The organism is Deltaproteobacteria bacterium GWA2_45_12, from assembly GCA_001797365.1.
Classification (GTDB): Bacteria; UBA10199; UBA10199; order UBA10199; family UBA10199; genus UBA10199.
In genome coordinates this window covers 64363-83881 of sequence record MGPH01000030.1, presented here as the reverse complement: position 1 = coordinate 83881, position 19519 = coordinate 64363, and the positions used below count along the sequence as shown (strand labels likewise).

General features: G+C 45.2%; 12 protein-coding genes, 1 tRNA gene and 1 pseudogene. 8 read left to right on the top strand and 6 right to left on the bottom strand.

Translation table 11 applies throughout. The annotated features are described in order from the left end of the window. Positions 1-1240: pseudogene (locus tag A2048_10275) on the top strand (hypothetical protein). A gap of 15 nt (positions 1241-1255) precedes the next feature. Here A2048_10275 and A2048_10270 read toward each other — a convergent pair. The 3 genes from A2048_10270 to A2048_10260 are packed head-to-tail and all read right to left on the bottom strand — an operon-like array spanning position 1256 to position 6727. After that, entirely contained in the window at positions 1256-2716 is a 1461-nt protein-coding gene (locus A2048_10270; GenBank protein OGP09292.1) for a dihydrolipoyl dehydrogenase, read from the bottom strand. Further along, complete coding sequence (locus A2048_10265) at positions 2698-3948, bottom strand: hypothetical protein (protein ID OGP09291.1); 1251 nt, start codon at positions 3946-3948, stop codon at positions 2698-2700. The genes A2048_10270 and A2048_10265 overlap by 19 nt, the downstream gene beginning before the upstream one ends. Before the next feature lie 43 nt (positions 3949-3991). Continuing rightward, positions 3992-6727, bottom strand: a complete 2736-nt coding sequence (locus A2048_10260; protein ID OGP09290.1) for a 2-oxoglutarate dehydrogenase E1 component — start codon at positions 6725-6727, stop codon at positions 3992-3994. A 164-nt stretch (positions 6728-6891) separates the two neighbouring features. On the opposite strand from A2048_10260, the gene A2048_10255 reads away from it, so the two are divergent. Together A2048_10255 and A2048_10250 are read left to right on the top strand one after the other, a co-directional pair. Further along, positions 6892-7173, top strand: coding sequence for a hypothetical protein (locus tag A2048_10255; GenBank protein ID OGP09289.1), 282 nt, complete (start codon positions 6892-6894; stop codon positions 7171-7173). Then, entirely contained in the window at positions 7157-7594 is a 438-nt protein-coding gene (locus A2048_10250; GenBank protein ID OGP09288.1) for a hypothetical protein, read from the top strand. Before A2048_10255 ends, A2048_10250 begins: the two co-directional genes overlap by 17 nt. 100 nt (positions 7595-7694) lie before the next feature. Here the strand turns inward: A2048_10250 and A2048_10245 are convergent, their stop codons facing one another. Next, positions 7695-8669, bottom strand: a complete 975-nt coding sequence (locus A2048_10245) for a hypothetical protein (GenBank protein ID OGP09287.1) — start codon at positions 8667-8669, stop codon at positions 7695-7697. A gap of 91 nt (positions 8670-8760) precedes the next feature. On the opposite strand from A2048_10245, the gene A2048_10240 reads away from it, so the two are divergent. The 5 genes from A2048_10240 to A2048_10220 all read left to right on the top strand — a co-directional run bounded on the left by A2048_10240 (position 8761) and on the right by A2048_10220 (position 13042). After that, on the top strand, positions 8761-9528 hold the full coding sequence (locus A2048_10240) for a hypothetical protein (GenBank protein ID OGP09286.1): 768 nt from the start codon (positions 8761-8763) through the stop codon (positions 9526-9528). A 93-nt stretch (positions 9529-9621) separates the two neighbouring features. Beyond that, entirely contained in the window at positions 9622-11100 is a 1479-nt protein-coding gene (locus tag A2048_10235) for a glycerol kinase (protein OGP09285.1), read from the top strand. Between the two features lie 41 nt (positions 11101-11141). Then, the gene (locus tag A2048_10230; GenBank protein OGP09284.1) at positions 11142-12197 is read left to right on the top strand and encodes a 3-deoxy-7-phosphoheptulonate synthase; all 1056 of its coding nucleotides are present in this window, start codon (positions 11142-11144) and stop codon (positions 12195-12197) included. A gap of 271 nt (positions 12198-12468) precedes the next feature. Beyond that, a tRNA-Ala gene (locus A2048_10225) sits at positions 12469-12545 on the top strand. A 125-nt stretch (positions 12546-12670) separates the two neighbouring features. Beyond that, a complete protein-coding gene (locus tag A2048_10220; protein OGP09283.1) occupies positions 12671-13042 on the top strand; it encodes a hypothetical protein in 372 nt (123 codons plus the stop codon). 26 nt (positions 13043-13068) lie between these two features. Here A2048_10220 and A2048_10215 read toward each other — a convergent pair whose 3' ends face one another. Both A2048_10215 and A2048_10210 read right to left on the bottom strand, forming a co-directional pair. Continuing rightward, a complete protein-coding gene (locus tag A2048_10215) occupies positions 13069-14190 on the bottom strand; it encodes a hypothetical protein (GenBank protein ID OGP09282.1) in 1122 nt (373 codons plus the stop codon). Positions 14191-14239: 49 nt separating this feature from the next. Next, positions 14240-19474, bottom strand: a complete 5235-nt coding sequence (locus tag A2048_10210; GenBank protein OGP09281.1) for a hypothetical protein — start codon at positions 19472-19474, stop codon at positions 14240-14242. Between the last annotated feature and the right edge of the window lie 45 nt (positions 19475-19519).

Below are 19519 nucleotides of genomic sequence, written 5' to 3'. Positions count from 1 at the left end.
CATTAGCAGCTTCGCTGCTACCCGCTTTCACCCACGGGCTTACGCCCGTGGTCCTCAGCGGGGTTCTGATAGCCATATTATCGAAATAGAAAATGCGTCAACGATCATTCAAAACAATAACATAACTTACCGCGCAAATGATGATGCCGCCCCTCAACCACAAAGTACAGTGGCCATTGCATTCACCTACAATACCAACATTGAACATTTCATCACGATCAAGGACAACCGCCTGTCATTTATAGCATCCTTAATTCTTCAAGAGCAGGGACAACCCGACCGGCAACCTCTGCCACTTCCCGAAAACATAGAGGGCATTGCGGGGCAGATCAATTCCAAACAGATCAACATAGATATTATTCAAAACTCTTTTACTTCACTTCCCGTTCAAGGGAAAACGACCGGTATAGACATCTTCAACCAGTCGGAAACCATTCCCGCACCCAAGATTTTGTCCAACGAACTCTTTATCATGCAAGCCCAAACAGTCGTTGGCATCCAGATAAAAAAGGCCAATCCCATTATTGATTCAAATGCGATTGGCATAGGAAGTTCCAACAGAAACATTCCAAACATGGCAGGTATCTTCATTGACAAGAGTACGGATACCGTCATCCAAAACAATTTGGTCTACATTTTATCCACCATGGGGAATAGCGTTTTTGCATCCCCCCTGGCTCTTACAGACACAGCCAAAGCCAAAATTTATTCCAACACCCTTTCCGTTGGAATTAACATGGGATTGCCTGTGGGCCTGACATTAAAAAATTCAAACAATCTGGACCTTAAAAGCAATATTTTTCATTCATCTTACAGGAATATGTTTGGATTCCCCTTTAGACGTTATGCCATTTTAACGCATGAGGATAATTTCCCCATCAAGTACCTTCACAATAATCTTTTTGATGGGCGGCTTAATATTCTGTATGCCAAACAAGGTGATCCTGCTTCAGAAGTTTACGAGCTTGAGGACCTTGAAAATTTGTTCCCACAACAGGCTCTTGATCCTGCCCACCCTGTTTTGCCTTTTGGAGAAAACATCAGGGATCTTCCCGCCCTGACCATAAAAAACTATCTTCCCGATAGAAACAGTCCGGCCATTGATCATGGCTATGATTTCTCCCAAAACCTCGTACCAGGGGGACCCACGGTGGATATTAAGGGAAATAAACGTGGACACCATCCCGATATTGGATGTTGGGAAAGAATTGAAAGAGTCCAAGTAGATCTCCCACAATAAATTCAAAAAATAAAATTATGAATGGATGGTCCCGCTTCCAAGCCCAAGTGCCCCTTCTTTAAGAGCCTCAGAAAGTGTGGGATGGGCATGGATGGTACGAGCTACATCTTCAGTGGAGGCCGAATATTCAAGAGCTAAAACCATCTCAGCAATAAGATCGGAAGCATGGGGGGCCAAAATATGCACGCCCAATAGTCGATCGGTTTTTACATCAGCAAGCATTTTCACAAAACCTTCTTTAAATCCCATGCTCAAGGCACGCCCATTGGCTGCAAAAGGAAATTTCGATTTTTTATATTGCACACCCTTGGCTTTGAGTTCCTCTTCATCAAAACCAACGCTTGCCACCTCGGGGTTGGTATATACCACACTGGGGATGGCAAAATAATTCACATGGCCAGCATGCCCGGAAAGAGTCTCAACAAGGGCCACCCCTTCTTCAGAGGCCTTGTGGGCAAGCATGGCCCCGCCAATCACATCGCCAATGGCATAGATATTGGGAAGACTGGTTTGATAATGGTCATCCACGACAATAAATCCCTTGGCATCTTTTTGGATGCCAGCTTCTTCACAGCCCAATCCTTCGGTATTTGGTTTGCGACCAATTGAAATAAGAACAGCTTCTGCTTCCATTTTTTCCTCTTTACCGGCTGTTTCATAAATTACTTCAACCCTTCGACTCCGCTCAGGGTCCCCGAGCAGAGTGGTTCCCGAGCGAAGTCGAGGGATCGAGGGGACAAGAGTAAGTTCTTTAATTTTTGTGTCGAGTTTAAACTTCATCCCCTGCTTTTGCAAAGCACTCATCAATCCACGGCTTAAGTCGGCATCCATCGTAGGAATGATGCGATCTGTGGCTTCAATCACCGTCACCTGGCTTCCCAGGCGGGCATACACAGAACCCATTTCCAAACCAATGGCACCCCCGCCCACAACCACAAATTTTTCCGGAATGCTTTGAAGGGCCAAAGCCCCGGTCGAATCCAGAATTGTTTTTTGGTCGATGGGTAAATGAGGAAGACTTGTCGGAACACTTCCCGTGGCAATGATGATATTTTTGGCCTGAACAGTTTCTTTGGAATTTCCTGAAGTGATGGTCACCGACTTGTCTTTATTGATGCACGCTGTCCCTGTTTTTGATTCAACCTTATTTTTTTTGAGTAACATGCGAATGCCACCTGTAAGCTGGGTGACAATTTTATTTTTTCGGGCCTGCATGACATCAAAACCAAGTGTTACTTCTGAAGCATTAATCCCATGCTCCTTCCATTCATTTTTTATTTTAAAAAAATGGTCGCTTGATTCAAGAAGCGCCTTACTGGGAATGCACCCCACATTCAAACAAGTACCTCCAAAACTCGCCTCTTTTTCAACACACAAAACCTTCATTCCCAATTGGGCCGCACGAATACTGGCCACATATCCCCCAGGGCCTGAACCAATGACAACTAGATCGTAACTCACAAAATCTCCTTCCATGAAACAAGGGTTTCCACATTTTCAATGGCTTCTTTAACGGCCACTAAAAACAAAACGGCATCGCGCCCGTCAATAATGCGGTGGTCATAGGAAAGGGCGACATACATCATGTCCCGAATCACAATCTGATCGTCTTTGACCACTGGACGTTTTTCGGTTTTGTGTAATCCCAAAATACCTGACTGAGGCATGTTTAAAATGGGAGTTGAAACTAGTGAGCCAAAAACTCCCCCGTTGGTAATGGTGAATGTGCCTCCCGTCATTTCTGGAATGGAAAGTTTGCCGTCCTTGGCTTTTTGGGAAAGTTCGGCAAGCTTTAACTCAAATTGAGCCAGATTCATTTTGTCAACATCACGCATCACGGGCACAACCAAACCACGTTCGGTGCTTACGGCAATGGACAAATCAAAATAGGGCCTTGTGATAATAGAGTCACCCGTGAACATGGCATTGACCAATGGATATTTTTTGAGCGCTTGGGCACAGGCCATGGCAAAAAAACCAACCATTCCCAAGCCCGTGCCATACTTCTTTTTGAAATCCTCCTTGTATTTATGACGAAGGGATAACAAGGAAGTCATGTCTATTTCGTTAAAGGTGGTAAGAATGGCGGCCGTATGCTGGGCTCGCACCAGGTTTTCGGCAATTTGCAAACGGATGCGCGTGGCTTTTTCTACCTTATCCCCTCGTACGGTGTCAGGGCGATAAGCATAGGCTATGGGTTTGGCTTGGGGCACCGCGGATGTAGTGACAATCCTAGGATTGTCACTACCTGTTGAAACCAGAGATTTTACAGGGGCCGCCAAAGAGTTTAAAACATCACTTTTAAGTAATCTCCCTCCCTTGCCAGTCCCCTGTATGCCGGAAGAATCAATTCCTTTCTCAGCAACCATTTTTCTTACAGCGGGACTTAAAGCTGTGTCGTTTTGCGCAGGGGCCGATGATTTTGAAGAAGAAGGGACCGCACTTTCAACTTTGGCATCTTTTACTGAAACCGAATCATCGATATAAGCAATGGTTTCCCCCACCGGCACTTTTTTACCGGCCTCGGCATGGATGATTTCCAAACGTCCGGAAGCATCAGCTTCGAGCTCAAAATTGGATTTCTGAGTTTCAATTTCTAAGAGGACGTCTCCTTTTGATACCATGTCACCAGATTTCTTTTTCCAGGTTCCCAAAAAAACTTCGGTAATGGATTCTCCAACAGTGGGTATTTGGACTGAATGTTTCATAAAAAATTTCCCTCATGTAGTAGTGACAATCCTAGGATTGTCACTACATTCCCAACGCTTCCCTCACAATCCGAAGCTGTTCTTTTTGGTGTAAATGGACATGTCCATCTGCTGGCGATGCCCTCTCTGAACGCCCGACATATTTTAGTTCGGAAGATCCAAGCAGAGGTTCCAAAACATTCTTCATGAAATAAAATCCCCCCATGTTTTTGGGTTCTTCCTGGCACCAAATAATTTTTTTTGTTTTTTTGTACCGTTTTAAAATGCCTTTCATTTTTAATTCATGAAAGGGATAAAACTGTTCCACCCGGATGATCGCGGTCTTGTTCTTTGGATGATTTTTTCTTTCTGCCATCAACTCATAATAAATTTTTCCACTGCACAAGATGACTCTTTGGGCTTTAAGTTCATTATCAGCCTCGTCAATAATCTCCTCAAAACTTCCCTTTTCCAAATCAGAAAGCGGTGAGGAAGCCTGGGAATGTCTTAACAAACTTTTGGGAGTCATGATGATCAGGGGCAGTCTGAATTTACGCTTTATCTGAAGCCTGAGCACATGAAAATACTGGGCCGGGGTTGTCAGATTGCACACTTGAATATTATTCTGGGCACAGGCCTGTAAAAATCTTTCCAGGCGCCCTGAGGAATGTTCGGACCCCTGCCCTTCATAACCATGGGGAAGGAGCATGACCAGCCCACTATAACGTTGCCACTTGATGGCCGAACTGGTCACAAACTGGTCAATAATGATTTGCGCCCCATTGGCAAAATCGCCAAATTGGGCTTCCCATAGGGTGAGCTTGTTCGGGTTGGCCAGGCTTTGTCCAAATTCAAAACCCAACGCAGCATATTCTGACAAAAGGCTATTGATGATTTCAACGTCAGCCCTTCGAGCTTTCAAATGATTCAATGGAGTATATTCATGCCCGTCGTTGATATCATGAAAAACGGCATGACGATGTGAAAAGGTGCCTCGCTGGGTATCCTGCCCCACCAAACGGACAGGAATTCCTTCGGTTAACAAAGTAGCAAAAGCAAGGCTTTCGGCAAAACCAAAATCCAGGCCTTTCTTGGCCTCCAACATCTCACGGCGGCCCTGATTAAAGCGCTCAAATTTTTTGTGAAGATGAAAACGGGCCGGAATTTGAATCAACTGCCCTCCCAATTGAATCAAGTTTTCTATGGGAAGTCCTGTTTTTAAAGGCTTGAAAAATTTTTCTCCCAAGGGGGGTGAATTTAAATGCGTCCATCGTTTGCCAAAAGCCTGCTTGGGTGGGGGAACCTTGGCTTTTTTGGAAGCAAGGTGCGCTTCTTCACAAGCCTTCCAGGAAGTTTGAAATAGAGCGTCAACCTCTTCCTGACTTACCACTTTTTCCCGAATCAATTTTTCAGCATAAATTTGTCGAACACGTGGATGCTGGTTAATGGCCTTGTATACAACGGGCTGGGTAAACTCGGGTTCATCCGATTCGTTATGTCCGTAACGACGATACCCCAACAGATCAATGACAACATCGCGTTTAAACGTGTAACGGTAATCAAGCGCCAGGGAAATGCATTTCAAGGCTAGCTCGGGTTCGTCCGCATTAACCCTGAAAATAGGGATTTCAAGCATCTTGGCTACATCGGTTGCCTGGGGTTGCGAACGATATTCAGCAGGTGTTGTCGTAAAACCAATCTGGTTATTGACAATAATATGAACCGCTCCACCAATGGTGTAACCGGGCAGCTCCGACATGGTCAACAGTTCATAAACACTTCCCTGCCCCGAAAAAGCTGCATCACCGTGGATCATCACCGCAATTGTCCTTGTTTTGTTGATATCGTTTTTCAATTTCTGTTTGGAACGGGTGGCCCCCATGGCCACTGCATTAACGGCCTCCAAATGGCTTGGATTATGGGAAAGGGACAAATGAACCTTACGCCCCCTTGAGGTGGCCACCTCAGAGGAATAACCCATGTGGTATTTCACATCCCCATCACCGGAAATAATGTTTGTTTGCAAAAGCTGGCCGGCAAATTCGGCAAACATCACTTTTAAGTCTTTTAAAAAAATATTCGCCAAGACATTCAGACGCCCTCGATGGCTCATGCACAAAATAATTTCATCCGCCCCCCGGTTGGCCGCATACTCAATCAAATAGTCAAGCATGGGAATGAGGGCATCGGTTCCCTCAATGGAAAATCTTTTTTGACCAATGAAGTTTTTGTGAATAAAATTTTCAAAGACCTCGGCTTCCGTTAGCTTTTTCAACACCTTCTTCTGCAAATCGGGAAGGATGGGTTGAAGCAGGATTTTTGATTCAACCTTTTTTTGGATCCACTCACGGCAATAAGGATCATCGATATGACTTAATTCTACGGTAACCGGAGAACAATAGGCCTGTTTAAGTAGGTATAAAATTTCATCCAAACGACGAACGCCAAGCCCAAAATAAGCCCCCACCCGGCATTCACGATCAAAATCAGATTCATTTAACCCGAATGCACCCAAATGGAGCAGCGGATGGGTCCGCGGATTACGTTCAAGCGGGTTGATATCGGCAATGACATAACCAAAATCGCGATAGGCCTGGATGAGTTTGAGAACCTTCACTTCAAATTCAAGGCGGTCATGAAGTTCACCTTCGGTATGAATAACCTCGGGCTTGTCTTCGCAAAAGGAAAGCCCGTCAAAAAATGATTTCCAGGTGGGATCGAGTTGTTCGGGATTATTTTGATATTCATCAAAGAGAGTGTCGATATAAGCGGCATTGGCTGAATTTAAATAATCTTGCATAGGAAGTTTGGATTATTACCTTAGATGAATTCCGGTGACAATAAGGATTAACCAATAATTTCTTGTAGGGACAATCCTAGGATTGTCCCTACAGCCATACCATATTTTAATACCATCATATAATACCATTGACTTATGGCATTAAGTCATTTAAACTTTTTCCCATGAATACTGCCACTCTAAAAATTCCCATGGATTCCGCAGGGAGGGTTGTTATTCCGCAAGAGATCCGTAAGCATTTTGGACTTCGGGGAGGGGCTCAGTTTAAAATTGTGGAAACAAAAAACACCATTGTCCTGGAACCTCTCGATGAAAACCCCAAAATAAAAAATAAGAAGGGCTTTTTGGTTGTTTGCCCTGAGGGGAACCAAGCACCGTCTGATGAAACCGAAATCATCAACAAAATAAGGGAAGAAAGGATCTATAAACTTGTCCATCCTTCTTGACACTTCCGTCCTGGTAGCCAGCTTCATCGAGAATCATGTTCATCATGGGCCCTCCCTTAAATTTCTCGAAAGAATGCGCGATAAAAAAGAAGAAGGGTATGTGTCATGCCATGGCTTGGCCGAATGCTATGCCGCCCTCACCGCTTACCCCATCAAACCTTCCATCTCTCCAGCGCTGGCTGTCGATTTGATCCAAAAAAATATCAAAGCCCATTTCAAAACAGTGGCTTTATCCTCGACAGACTACTTAAAGGCAATTTGGAAAGTAAAAAGACTTAATTTAAGAAGTGGCGCCATTTACGATGCGCTCATCTTTCAAGCCGGGCTTAAAAAGAAAGTCCAAAAATTGGCGACCTGGAATTTTGAACATTTTAAAAGATTAATAGAAAACGAGAAAATGGAAATTGTAAGGCCTGCTTAAAAAAAAGATCCACAAAAAGAATGAAAAACTCGGGGGCAAGCCCCCGAGTTTTGATCTATTTTTTGTTTCGGCCCCAAGGGGCCGAGTTTGAGTCGAAGGATCAATTCTTCCTCATCAAGACATAATCAGCCAATGCGCAAAGACTGTCTTTCTCTAAGGAAGGGCGGAAAGGATCGAGACTTTTCTTGGCTCGTTCCACATAATTTTGGGCCAGGCTCAGAGTGTCACGCACCCCTTCATATTTGTGGATAATGCCAAAAATGGTTTTGAAAACGTCGGCATTGATTGATTCGGCCACCAGGGCATTTTTAACCAAAATGGTTTCTTCTTCATTGCAGCGTTTCAAAGCCAATAATAAGGGAAGCGTTAGTTTCCCCTCTTTTAAATCGGTGCCGTTTATCTTTCCGAATTCTTCTTCCTGCGCTGTATAGTCCAAAACATCATCGACGAGTTGGAAGGCAATCCCCAAACAAAGCCCATACTGGCGCAGGGCTTGCTCAAATTCTCCGGAAAGTTTCCCCATAATAGCCCCGGCTTGACAGGCAGCTGCGATAAGTTCAGCTGTTTTCCCTGTGATAATTTTTAAATATTCTTCTTCTTTAAGGGTGGGGTCATTGGTTTTGATAATTTCTAAAATTTCGCCTTCAGTCAAACTGGTCACCGCATCGGTCACCACACGTAAAATGCGCAAATCGCCATGTTTCACCAAAATATCCATGGCGCGACAATAAAAAAAATCGCCCACCAAAACACTTACATGATTTCCCCATTTCTTATTGATGGTGGCCCGGCCCCGGCGAAGAGTGGCATTGTCCAATACATCATCGTGCAACAAAGAAGCCGTGTGCATAAATTCAATGGCCGCTCCAATCGATAAGGATTCACTCCCTTGATAACTTGAAAGTCGTGCCGAAATAAGGGTAAGCACCGGACGCAAACGTTTCCCCCCATTTTGAATAACGTATTCCACCACACTTCCGACAAAGGGGACGTTTGAATTCAAATGGCTGCGAATCACCTTTTCAAGGCGTTCAATTTCGTGCCCAAAAGGAAGAACGATTTCTCTTAAGTCCATAAGACTGCCCTCCTATCACCCCTGACCCATGATCTGTCAAAGGAAATTATCCTTGTCGAGTCAATCCAAAATTTGATAACCATCCCCCCACATGTCGCAGAATCCACAAATTGACCCCATCTTTAAAAAAGGAACCAACAAAGCCGCCGTCCTCCTCTTGCATGGTTTTACAGGGACTCCGGACAGCATACGTCCCCTGGCCAACACTTTACACAGCCATGGTTTTACCGTGATGGCCCCTCTTTTGGCCGGGCATGGAACAACCCCGGAACAATTGGCACAAACAGATTGGAAACACTGGTACACATCCGCTCAAGCGGCGCTTAAAACTTTAAACAAAAATCATGAAAAAATATTTGTGGCCGGTCTTTCCATGGGAGGGCTTTTAAGTCTGAAGCTGGCCATCGATTACCCAAAAATAATTTCCGCCATCAGCTGTCTGGCAACCCCGCTCTATTTGCAATTATGGATCAGGCTTGCCCTGCCCCTTGTCCGGCTTTCTCCTGCCCGTATTTTTTGGAAATATCAAAAAAAATACACCATTGATGTCAAAGACGAGGAAGCCAAATCCAATTTTTGGTCCTATCACCTCATGCCCCTTTCTTGCGTTTCAAGCTTGATGGATCTGCAGGACAAACTACGTTCCGAACTTTCAAGATTAAAACACCCTCTTTTGCTGATGCATTCACGACACGATCATACAGCCCCTTATGGATCGATGGGGCTTATGGCATCCCTTGTTTCTTCACCGATATGTGAAATGGTCACGCTGGAAAATTCGTATCACATTATCACCATTGACACTGAAAGAGAGCTGGTGGCAAAAAAAGTTGCCGATTTTTTTGGAAGATTTGTTTGAAATAGAAGATGAGTTATGAGTTAGGAGTTATGAGAAAAACGGGGAATGTTGTCTCCTAACTCATAACTCATAACCCATAACTCATAACTAACCATGAACGACCTCATCCTATCCATCGACCAAGGCACCACAGGAACCACTGTCTTGATTTTGGACAAGCATCTTAACTTGCTGGCCAAAAAGAATAATGAGTTTACCCAACACTATCCACAACCGGGTTGGGTGGAACACGATGCCGAAGAAATATGGGCCTCAACCACCAAAACGATCGGGGAAGCCCTGCAATTGGCCAGCATTGACGGAAACCGCATCGCCTGCATCGGCATTACCAACCAACGAGAAACCACCACCATTTGGAACAGGCATACACACACCCCCATCCATCGCTCCATTGTATGGCAGGACCGGCGTACAGCCCCGTTTTGCGAAAAACTTAAAAAACAGGGCAAGGCCCCCAAAGTGCGTTCCAAAACAGGTTTGGTGCTTGATCCTTATTTTTCAGGCACAAAAATCCGGTGGCTTTTAGATAATGTCCCCGGCGCCAAAAAAGAAGCTCTTGAGGGCCATCTTGCCTTTGGCACCATTGACACCTGGCTTTTATGGAAACTAACCAACGGGGCTTCCCATGCCACCGATCCATCCAATGCCTGTCGTACTCTTTTATTAAATTTAAAAACTCTCAAATGGGATGAAGAATTGTTAAAACTCTTTGGGATTCCTTCCTCCCTTCTTCCTGAAATAAAACCCAATGCCTCCCCTTTTGGAGTTACCAAAAATGTTCCCGGGCTTCCGGATGGCATCCCCATTTCAGGCATGGCCGGCGATCAACAATCAGCCCTTTTTGGCCAGGCCTGTTTTGATGTGGGCGAAGCCAAATGCACCTATGGCACCGGCTCCTTTTTATTAATGAATGTGGGGACCAAACCCGTTTATTCAAAAAAAGGTTTATTGACCAGTGTGGCCTGGCAACTGGGGAACAAAATTACCTATGCCTTGGAAGGCTCTTCATTTATTGCCGGAGCCGCTGTTCAATGGCTGCGTGACGGGCTTAAGATCATTAATAGTTCTTCCGAAATTGAAAACCTGGCCGCCTCCGTCCCTGATAATGGCGGCGTCTATTTTGTCCCCGCCCTGGCAGGTTTGGGAGCGCCTTACTGGAACCCCCATGCACGAGGGATGATTTGCGGGCTTACCCGGGGGGCCACCAAGGCCCATTTGGCCAGAGCCACATTGGAAGGCATTGCCTTTCAGCAACTCGATATTCTGGAGATTATGCAAAAAGATTCCGGCAAAAAATGCAAAGCCCTCAAAGTAGACGGGGGAGCCTGTGCAAACAACTTGATGATGCAGTTTCAGGCTGATATCTTGGGCACCAAAATTGTCCGCCCGCAAACCATTGAAACAACAGCATTGGGTGCCGCCTTTCTCGCCGGCTTGGGCGTTGGCCTATGGAAATCACAGGAAGAAATCAGACAATCATGGAAACAGGACCATATTTTTGAACCACAAATCCCCAAAGCCAAACGAGAAAGTTTAAAGAAGAAATGGCAGGAAGTGGTGAAGAAAGCGTAAATAGGGTAAGGGCGATTCATGAATCGCCCCTACACAATCTTATGAACCAAGACCGTCTCGTTATTAATACAAATATCTCCGGATTTGAGCCCATCCCTACGCCGGCTGAAGTCAAAAAACTCCTCCCTGCCACAAAGAAGGTGCTCGACCATGTTTTAAAAAGCCGCACGGCCATTCAGGACATTCTGGATGGAAAAGACAAACGCCATTTCATTGTGGTGGGCCCCTGCTCCATTCACGACACAAAGGCCGCCATTGAATATGCCGAAAAATTAAAAGAGCTCGCAAAAAAAGTGGAAAACACCTTTTTGTTGGCCATGCGTGTTTACTTTGAAAAACCGCGCACCACTGTGGGCTGGAAAGGCCTTATTAATGACCCTTATCTGGATGATTCCTTTCATCTTGAAAAAGGGATCAAAATTGCCCGCAAACTTTTACTAAAACTAAACAGCATGGGGCTGGCCACCGCCACCGAAGCCCTCGACCCCATCACACCTCAGTATTTGGCCGAGCTTATCAGCTGGTCGGCCATTGGGGCCCGCACGACAGAATCCCAAACCCATCGCGAAATGGCCAGCGGGCTCTCCATGCCCGTGGGCATTAAAAACGGAACGGATGGCAGCATTAAAATTGCCATCAATGCCTTAAAATCGGTACGCATGCCCCATCATTTTTTGGGAATTAACCAGGCCGGGAAAATTTCCAAATTCTCAACCAAGGGGAATAAGTATGCCCACATTGTTTTGCGCGGCGGAAACGGCAAGCCCAATTATGATGCGGCCAGCATTGCCGCTTGCGAAAAGGAGTTGGAAGCCAACGGCCTGCGTAAAAACATAGTGGTTGATTGCTCCCACGACAATTCAAACAAGGACCACACTTTGCAACCCAGGGTTTTGGAGGACTGTATCGCCCAAATCAAGAACGGCAACCAGTCCATTGTGGGTTTTATGATGGAAAGCTTTCTTTTTGAAGGAACCCAGAACATTCCGGAAGACTTATCCCAGCTTAAATATGGTGTTTCAGTCACCGACAAATGCATGGGTTGGGAAAGCACAGAAAAATGCCTACTGGAAGCGGCTCAAAAGTTAAAAAGATAAGACAGATAAAGTAATAGTGTTCCTATTTGACAAAACAGGAACCTCAGGATAGGAAGCCAAGTTCCTAAAACCTCTATTTTCTATTAACTCATGCCATTTTCTAATTTTTGCGCACTGGAAAATAGCATGGAAAAATAGAGGGAAATTTTCGCTGCGCAAAAATTTCGGGGACGTAGCTCAGCGACCGAGGAGCATGGCGTAAGCGGCGCACGAGGAAGTGGTTGGCGCGTCAAGCGACAACCATTTGGGGGTACAAATTGTTTTTTTTATCGGGGACGTAGCTCAGTTTGGGAGAGCGCTTGAATGGCATTCAAGAGGTCGGCGGTTCGATCCCGCTCGTCTCCACCAGCCTTCGCCCGTTGGGCTATGGCTCGGCGGGCCAATCCAGATTGAAGGCAACCGTATCTATTTTCTAACGCTCTGCATCATTCTAGAACCTTGCAAAAAGGTTTTTCTTATGTCATCTCCCCTCTATGAGAACAAAAAAAGAAATTCTCATCGTCGATGACGATCCGGCGCTTCAAAGCATGCTCACCAAGCGACTTCACGCCAATGGATATTCTTGTCGTCTGGCTTCTTCTGTAGAAGAAGCTTTGGAAACGTTCAAAAAAAATCGACCGGATCTTGTCATTTTAGACCTGGCCTTTCAAAAAACAGACGGAACGGCATTTTTAAAATATGCCAGAGATTTAGATACAGAACCCAACACGCCCCCGGTCATTGTCTTAAGTGGAGTGAGTAACAGGGAAGTTGTCGATTATGTGAAATATCTTGGAGCCAAGGAATTCATGACAAAACCCTACGAATCATCCGAACTTCTCTCCCTTGTCGAATCACACATCTGAACCTTTCTCAACAGCCTGAAAAATATTTAACTGTTTGGAATGATGGGCAAACGAACAGTAAATTCGCTGCCCTGATCAGAGATACTTTCAACTTCAATAAATCCCTTGTGCTTTAAAAGAATTTGTCGGCAAAGGGCCAAGCCCAAACCGGACCCTCCTGTTTTCCAAAGTCCTTCATGATGCACCTGCTCATACATTTCAAAAATACGATCTTGATGCTCCAAGGGAATCCCAACGCCATCATCTTTTACACGAACAAGAACCCAGTCCGGATCCTCTTCAAGTTTGATAATGATGGAACCTTTTTCAAAGCTAAACCGAATGGCATTATCAATAAGATTAACGATAACCTGTTTTATCTTATCTTCATCGCAACTAAGCTTTACCACATTTTGGGGAATTTCAAGTTTCATGCTGATATTTTTCTTTTTTGCCGCAGGTAACATCGATTTATAAACCGAAGTGACAAGATCATTCATGACAAGTTCTTTGAAAAACAACTCCATTTTTCCCGCTTCGAACTTTGAATAATCCAGCACATGGTTAATAAGCCGGGTCAGCCTTTCCACACTTTCCTTGGTAATGGTGAGTGTTTCCCGTTGCAGGGTGTTGATGGGGCCGTCAATTTCATCAAGGACAATATTAATGCCCTCTTTAATGGCGCTGAGTGGCGTCCGCAGCTCATGGGAGACCATCGATGTGAACTCTGTTTTCACTTTTGAAAGACGTTCCAGGTTTTGATTGTCTTCTTTAAGCCGTTTTTCACCGCGATTTTTATAAAGGGCAATTTCAATGGTGGCAAAGAGTTCCCTTTGATCATAGGGCTTTAAAATATAACCGAAGGGTTCGGTTTCTTTAGCCCGATCCATCGTGGTTTGGTCGGAATAAGAGGTAAGAAACACAACGGGGATGTTAAATTCGGCACGGATAATCCTTGCGGCATTAATTCCGTCCATCACCCCTTTAAGCTTGATATCGAGTAAAACAAGGTCGGGTTTAAGCTCGGCGACTTTACTTAGGGCATCTTCTGCTGTGGAGCAAACACCCACGACATTATAGGCCAGCTTGACAAGATTTTGGGACAAGTCCATGGCCACAATACCCTCATCTTCCACAACCAATATCTTGGGCTTTTCCTGAAGGGCCATAGAACCAAAGAGTTAGGCCTAAAGAAAATGAATGTCAAGAATGGCCTGTTTAAGGCTTTGCAAAAAGCCGGGGCATAGCACGCCATGTATGGGGAGTAAAATGAGGGGCCCGAAGAGAATACCCTCTCATGGAACGAGCCCCAAGAACAGGGCGAGCACTTCTTACGGCATATTTCGAAAGAGCATGAGGTTTTTTTGGCGTTTCTGCAACTGTGTTTTCTGCCAGGGCTTGCGCTCCAAGGGAAAGAGGTTCTAATAAAGGCAAAGAAGCTAAGAAAGCCATAGAAGATGTCTTTCCTCCGGAACCCACCAAAGGCGCCCCCGCTTCAGGAGCTGCAACTTGAGTGGCTCGAACAGGCTCGGGGGGCTCCAAACCCGAAGGCCCTTCATTGGGTGGGATAAGTTCAATCACTTGCGATAAAAGGTCACTCAAATATGTTTCAACGGGAGTCAGTCTTTGGGCCATATTTATTTTTTTAATTTCTGACAGGTATCTCCTTATGAAGGATGCGTAAGCTTTCAGTTGTTCTGGCGTTGCCTGTGCCAAACCCATGCCCGCGGTATTTAAATTTGTTTCCAATTCATCCCATTTTCTGGAAATGAAAAGATCACGCCTTTGATCCATGGCCCATTTTATGGCAAGCCCGTCCTGCACCTCACGAGTCTGGCCTTCAAGGGAAGATGCCATCACAGGATCAGTGTTTGCTAATTCAAATAAGCGATCAACCCCAACAATATATTCCAAATGCAAGGGAACCCAACTGCGTCTGAACACATCCAGAACTTCATGGTCTTGAATTTCTTGTAAATCAAACAGGATTTCCCGTGCCGCTAAAACACCGGGGGTAAAATCACCATTGGCAAAGAGACGATCCCAGGCATGGTCCAAATCATAAGCTTCTTCATGGAGGGATGTTGCAACCAAAACATGTTTGGAAGCCTCATACAAATGATGCCAGGCAAAGAGAATGGGAGGAATTTCTCCGTCATAAGGGGCATTCCCCAAAAATTTATCCTTGCAAGGAAGCCCCACGGGATGGGCACGAGTTAAGCGCAGCAATTGGGCAAGCTCACGACCAACTGCATTACAGCCATAAACAAAGAAATCTGAATGCTTCTCATTGAGAACCTTCCATGCTGCATTGACAAAACTTAAAGAAATAAATCGGAAAATTGTTTTCGATCCCGCTTCCTGAACAAGTTGCACGCGAGTCCCTAAACTTTTTTCGATTTGAGCAAATAAACTTTTAAGCAAATCAAACTTCTGTTGGCCTTCAACAGAAAGGTGGGATGTGTCTACTTCAAACTCATAAACCTGCAGTCCCAAATCACCTTGCTGACGTTGCTGCATTTGTGGGACTACTTGGTCATAAAGGTCAGAAATCATCTCTCTTCTGTCTGAAAGTAAGGAAGCCACCACAAATTTGGCTTCCGGCATCCAACGAGAAAGACCCATCACCATCTGCTGCATCCACATATCGGCCAGCACATTCAATGGCAACTCACCCGATTCAACTCTAGAAACAATATCCAAGAATTGGGTTTGTTCACTCCCATGAAGAGACTCCTCAGCAAAAGTAGCCGCTTCAAACGCAAAACCACCTTGTCTAAACTGCTTGGCTACAGGAAGAATACTCACCAGAATCTGGTCCAAATTTCGTGGCTTCAGAGTGGCCAGTCTTAACGCGTTCAAAGTACAATGTAGAGCGTCTTCGGCTTCATCTACAAATCCCAAATGAAAATATATTTCAGTCAATTTTGAAAACTCTTCAACCTCTCTATTGGGAGATAGATTACTAAGACTTTCCTTATGGGCATCCAAAAGCGGTTTCAAACTTTCTTTAACGCTCTCCTTACGATCCGCTTTGTTGCTTTCATTAAAAAGCTGCCAAGCCTGCCACAAACATTCCATTTGCAAATCTTCCCTTTCTGCACGTTCAAAGCATTTGGCCGCACGCACATACTCTTCGGCGGCATAAACAGGGCTTTCTTCCCGTTTAAAATCAGCAAGTTTTCTACGTGAAATGGCTTCTCCTTCAGGAAGGCCCAATCTTTGTTCGATTCTAAGGGCCTCTCCAATCAATTTAGCAGCGTCGCGCTTTGTTCCTTCCAGCTCTGCGGCCAGGGCGGCGTCTTTATAGGTTCTGGCGGCCAATTGACTTTGCTTGCCCGCCACATAATATTCTGCCAATTGTTTATAAACCATTATCATCTCATCAAACTTTGCCGCTTCCTCCAGGGCTTTAATCTGCCTTTTCATGGCCCGTATTTTTTTCGGGTTATCTTTTAAAGTATCCGCCAATTGGGCCGCTTGTGCATAGACGGTGGAAGCTTTCCAAAAATAAAAGAGTCCGTCATCCTGAAGAGCTTGCCCCATACGTTTAAAATTACTTTGCATCTGGAAATAAATATCTCCTATCGCCAGCAAATCATCATAGGATTGGGGGGCTGTTTCTGAACGGTCCGCAGCAAGGCTTGCTAGGGTATCATCAAGGATGGAGACAAGTTCATGGGATCGTGCTTCCTGACCGTCGCGGCTTAAAACCTCTTGCTGAAAAATTGAGGCACGTACCATCTCAAGCACAGCCCTGTTTTTTTGAGCCAACTGATAGGCCATGGCCAGCCATTGGAAAGCTTCTTTCCAATTCCCGTTTTTCATGGAATCAAGGGCCGCATTTTCATAAATGCGTCTTTGCTCCTGCCAGGGAATGTTTTGTATCCATGGTTCTCCATGCGCCACCATCAGCGTTGCTTGTTGTTGAATGCGTCTTAATCGGCCCAGTTTTTCAAATAACGAGAAATATAGACCCCCCTTAGCTTCCTGCTTGTTCGCTTTAAATTGATCAATATAAAGACGAGTCAGATTTTCCCGTTCGGGAATGGGAGGAGGAGTTTTATCAGCAACCAAGTGCGGTAATTCCAAATCTTCTAAGCTACCCAAATCAACCACTTCAACTTCTTCTCCGTCTTCCCCAACAGTTTGCTCTTCATCAGTCCATCTGGAAACTTCACCACCATCAATAATTTCTATCGCTTCATCCTCTTCAGGAAAATCCGCAGCTTCGGATACTCCATCAAAATCACTTTCAGGCCATAAAGGGCTAGACATTCGAAAAAGAGGGAGGTTGGGTTCCACTTCCAAACCATGACTGGCCAATTCCCTTTCAACTGCCAGAGGCAAATCGGATTGAAAATGATTCTGGAAAAAATTCCAGAATCCACAAGCACGCACATCACTTTCTAGTTCTTCCGGGTGACTTAGCAAATGACGGATTTGTTCATCTGATTTTGTTTTAATAAGATGCCCTGCCACGTATCCAGCCACCATGGCCATGTTAAAACTGAGCACTGTCGAGCTCTGCCGACGATCAAATGCCACATCAACACCATGTTCCCTAAAACTGGCAAATAACCCCCGCGTACCAATCATGGTGCCAAGGGCATGAACAAGAACCGATTTCGGATTAACTTCCTGAGTGGAATTGGGCGTGCCGGCAGGTCTGGGCGAAACGATGGACCGCCTAAACTCAGCTAAAATCGCTGCGCGATCCGGGAAATTAGTGGGAATGTATTTATTCAACACTTCCTCGGGCCAACGCCTGCCAACTTCGCGAATATTTGCTAATTCCGCCAGGCAAGCTTTGAATTCAGTAGGAGTATCGGTTTTGTGTTTATCAACAAATATCTGGATTAAATTTTCCCTATCGGCCCTTACAGAGGTCACATTTCCTGAAAATAGGCCACAGTTAATCATGGCCTGGATGAAATAAGGATCATCCATTAAAAAACCGCTGGCGTGCCTCATCAGGAATTCATTGCTTTCCTGATCTCTTTGCTCTGGAGAAACAAGCTCCCGCACCATTAAATCGACTAATTCCTGTCGTTTGAAAAAATCGTCCGGAACATGGTCCGCTATAAAAGAGTTTACAGTTATTTGTGTGCTTTGGGTTAAGGCGTCAATGTGCTTTACTAAATGGGCTATGGTGGAAGGAGCCATCACTTTAAGCCGGGTCACCCTGGCTTCAATCCATGCAGATCGCTTTTGTTCATCCAATAAATCGGCCACGGTGGAAGGGCTTAAGTCCAAGTCTTGCAAAACATCCGCGCGCTTCATGGCAGCGGCCTTTACGGCTGCAGCAGAATAAGGTGTCGCAAATAAAACATCCAAAACAGTATAGAGCCGGGCTTCCCTTTTATCTTCTTCTGTCACAACCACCTCCGGCGGAGGGACCGCAAAAGCCAGAAAGTTTTCCGCCGCCGCTCTGGGTCGCCACGAAACTTCATCAGGAATATATTCCCTCATCGCCTCACCTTCTGCGTCCCAATCCGCCTGCAAATAGTGCATGGGATCATCCATGGCACGCTTGAAATTTTCAGGGATAACCACTTCTCCCATGCGATATAATAAACGATGGGTTAACGAGCTTTTTCTGAAACGCCCTGTGTGTTCATCCGGGAAATGGGTGAGTGATTCTCCCAAAGGCTCGGGCAATTTGGCCAAGAAATCGGGTGTGCCTGCAAGATGCAAAAGAATAAGCCCCAAGGTCAGCATGGGAATATCGAGATCTTGACAATGGGCTTCTAGAAAAGTTTCCCGAATCAAATTGTCAGCAATGGTTACAGCACGGTACTTTAAATGGGGAGCGAACTGATCAAAAACCTGACCTACAATGCCTTCGACATGCCTACGATGAACATGTTTAACATAATAGTTCCCGTTCTCTTCCCATGGCTTCACATCCAATCCAGTTTGCTGACAAGAGGAAGACACCATGCTTTCAAACTCCCTCCATTTTGCTTCATTGGGTCGGGGATAAAAAACAACAACGTGCCCATAGGAAAGAAATTTGATTTCAGCACGCAATGTTCTGCCCGACTTTCCTTCTTCATAAACTTTAAACGCACGGGTTGGAGTTTTTTGAAGTAGGGTGGAAACAAGAAATTCACGGGGAATGGCTCGCATAGATCCAACAAGAGTCATGGAAACAGCGTCTGAATCAACCACACGGCTGTAAGCCTCAAAAAATACTTTTTCTTCTGGTTTTATTTTAAGTTTCGGGCCTTGCGCCGGTTGAACACCACCAACTTCCGCTCCTAAACGAGCCGCTAAGGCTCGATCTAAAATAGGCGATGTTAGAGGTAATCCTGGAAGTGCCCCTATAAAAAGATCCTGAGGATCCGAAGCAACTGGCCCTGATAATGCCTCAGCCACAGGGCCTATAGGAAGGGCCTTTCCCCCACCTGCTGGAGGGGAGCCTTTACCACCTTTGATCTTTTTAACCATGCCCCTTTTTCGCAAAAATTTCCCAAAAGTTGCCTGAAAACTTCA

Coding starts and splice junctions, on each gene's coding strand:
- A2048_10270 (OGP09292.1), bottom strand. CDS start 2,716: ATGGAAGGAGATTTTGTGAGTTACGATCTAGTTGTCATTGGTTCAGGC.
- A2048_10265 (OGP09291.1), bottom strand. CDS start 3,948: ATGAAACATTCAGTCCAAATACCCACTGTTGGAGAATCCATTACCGAA.
- A2048_10260 (OGP09290.1), bottom strand. CDS start 6,727: ATGCAAGATTATTTAAATTCAGCCAATGCCGCTTATATCGACACTCTC.
- A2048_10255 (OGP09289.1), top strand. CDS start 6,892: ATGAATACTGCCACTCTAAAAATTCCCATGGATTCCGCAGGGAGGGTT.
- A2048_10245 (OGP09287.1), bottom strand. CDS start 8,669: ATGGACTTAAGAGAAATCGTTCTTCCTTTTGGGCACGAAATTGAACGC.
- A2048_10240 (OGP09286.1), top strand. CDS start 8,761: ATGTCGCAGAATCCACAAATTGACCCCATCTTTAAAAAAGGAACCAAC.
- A2048_10235 (OGP09285.1), top strand. CDS start 9,622: ATGAACGACCTCATCCTATCCATCGACCAAGGCACCACAGGAACCACT.
- A2048_10230 (OGP09284.1), top strand. CDS start 11,142: ATGAACCAAGACCGTCTCGTTATTAATACAAATATCTCCGGATTTGAG.
- A2048_10220 (OGP09283.1), top strand. CDS start 12,671: ATGAGAACAAAAAAAGAAATTCTCATCGTCGATGACGATCCGGCGCTT.
- A2048_10215 (OGP09282.1), bottom strand. CDS start 14,190: ATGGCCCTTCAGGAAAAGCCCAAGATATTGGTTGTGGAAGATGAGGGT.
- A2048_10210 (OGP09281.1), bottom strand. CDS start 19,474: ATGGTTAAAAAGATCAAAGGTGGTAAAGGCTCCCCTCCAGCAGGTGGG.